This is a genomic window from Pseudoalteromonas sp. MIP2626 (assembly GCF_013414205.1).
In the GTDB taxonomy this organism is placed as follows: Bacteria; Pseudomonadota; Gammaproteobacteria; order Enterobacterales; family Alteromonadaceae; genus Pseudoalteromonas; species Pseudoalteromonas nigrifaciens.
Map to the genome: position 1 here is coordinate 1 of NZ_JAATTW010000104.1, position 1767 is coordinate 1767.

1 protein-coding gene, 1 rRNA gene and 1 pseudogene are annotated in these 1767 nt (G+C 40.6%); 1 reads left to right on the forward strand and 2 read right to left on the reverse strand.

Annotation, left to right across the window (positions count from 1 at the left end):
- A pseudogene (locus tag HC000_RS18470) lies at positions 1-181 on the forward strand (hypothetical protein); the annotation flags it as partial.
- Between the two features lie 17 nt (positions 182-198).
- On the opposite strand, the gene dusA reads toward HC000_RS18470, so the two are convergent.
- Positions 199-1167 carry a tRNA dihydrouridine(20/20a) synthase DusA gene (dusA, locus tag HC000_RS18170; RefSeq protein ID WP_080516805.1) on the reverse strand — a complete coding sequence of 323 codons (969 nt, stop codon included), beginning with the start codon at positions 1165-1167 and terminating at the stop codon, positions 199-201.
- A gap of 312 nt (positions 1168-1479) precedes the next feature.
- A 5S ribosomal RNA gene (gene rrf / locus HC000_RS18175) occupies positions 1480-1594 on the reverse strand.
- Positions 1595-1767: the final 173 nt, after the last annotated feature.

Below are 1767 nucleotides of genomic sequence, written 5' to 3' on the forward strand. Positions count from 1 at the left end.
TGTACCTCTAACTTCTTATGGCTTCCTTCAGACCCCACCGTTGGCCAGTGACGCCCTTGCCATTCAGATTATCTTCCCCTTAGTCAGGGTAATAAGGCATCTTTCAGCCTATCGGGTTTGCCAGCTTCGCTGGGCAAACAAAAAAGCCATCCGAAGATGGCTGTATTTATTCATTTATTAAATTATTCACTTAGCTGATTATTCAGGTACAAAACTCAAAGCTTTATCCATTACCGATAAGTCGGCTTGTTTTCCATGGCCATTTTCAGACAGATGACGCCTAAATCCACGGGCACCAGGCTGCCCCTGAAAAATCCCCAGCATATGACGAGCAACATGCCAAAAGTTAGCCCCTAAGCGCATTTCGTCTTCAATATAACTATACATAGAGCGCACGACATCATGACGAGATTGCGTGTTAGCGATATCACCATAAATCTTTTCATCCACTTCATTGAGTATAAATGGGTTGCTATACGCTTCTCTACCAATCATCACACCATCAATATGCTGTAAATGCTCTAAACTTTGTTCAATTGTTTTAACACCACCATTAAGACTTAAATCGAGTTGTGGATAATCTTTTTTCAACTGATAAACACGTGGATAATCAAGCGGCGGTACCTCTCGGTTTTCTTTAGGGCTTAACCCCTTTAACCAAGCTTTACGAGCATGAATAATAAAATCATCACAACCAACATTATGCGACGCTTCTATAAGTGCACACAAAAACTCATACGAGTCTTGCTCATCAATACCAATGCGCGTTTTAACCGTAACAGGTATATTTACTTCTGCTTTCATTGCCGCCACACAGTCAGCAACCAATTGCGGCTCACCCATTAAACAAGCACCGAAACGACCATTCTGCACGCGATCTGACGGGCAACCTACGTTTAAGTTAATTTCGTCATAACCACGCTCACCCGCAAGCTTTGCACATTGTGCAAGAGCCTGTGGATCAGAGCCACCCAGCTGCAATGCAACAGGCCCTTCGTGTTGATTAAAGTGTAGGTAGTCGCCTCGGCCAAACAAAATAGCACCCGTGGTGATCATTTCCGTGTACAACACTGTATGCTTAGTCATTTTACGATGAAAAGTACGACAATGACGATCAGTCCAATCCAACATTGGGGCTACAGAAAAGCGTCTATCGAGTGGTTTCATTGGTACACCGTGCTATATAAGTTTAAGTACATTTCGTTCAATTTAAATATCTCTTTTTTGCTTATTTACACACATTTAGATCTATTATTAATAAATAACTACACCGTAGGGAACAATCAAAAGGGGTGTTTTAGAATATAAAATCAGGCGTATCTGCGCTAAATTCAAACATTATTATATCAGAATAAGCAAAAAATATAGATACCATTTATATTGAAAACGTCAGCGTTCAAAGTTCAGCCACCCACATTTCACTTTTCTGCAGACGTAAAAAAGCCCGAATCGTTAAATTCGGGCTTTCTACAATTTGGAGCCTGGCAATGTCCTACTTTCACATAGCAAATGCTACACTATCATCGGCGCTGTTTCGTTTCACTACTGAGTTCGGCATGGGGTCAGGTGGGTCCAAAACGCTATGGTTACCAAGCAAATTAGGCGTTAATTCGTATCACTACAAATTAACTGAATTTGGAAAATATCTGATAATATTTTTTAAGTCTTTGCGTAAATATCTACTTTAGCAATATTAACTTCTTGCTTGAACTGTCACATAAAACGCGTTTGGCGTTGTATGGTTAAGCCTCACGGGTAATTAGTACA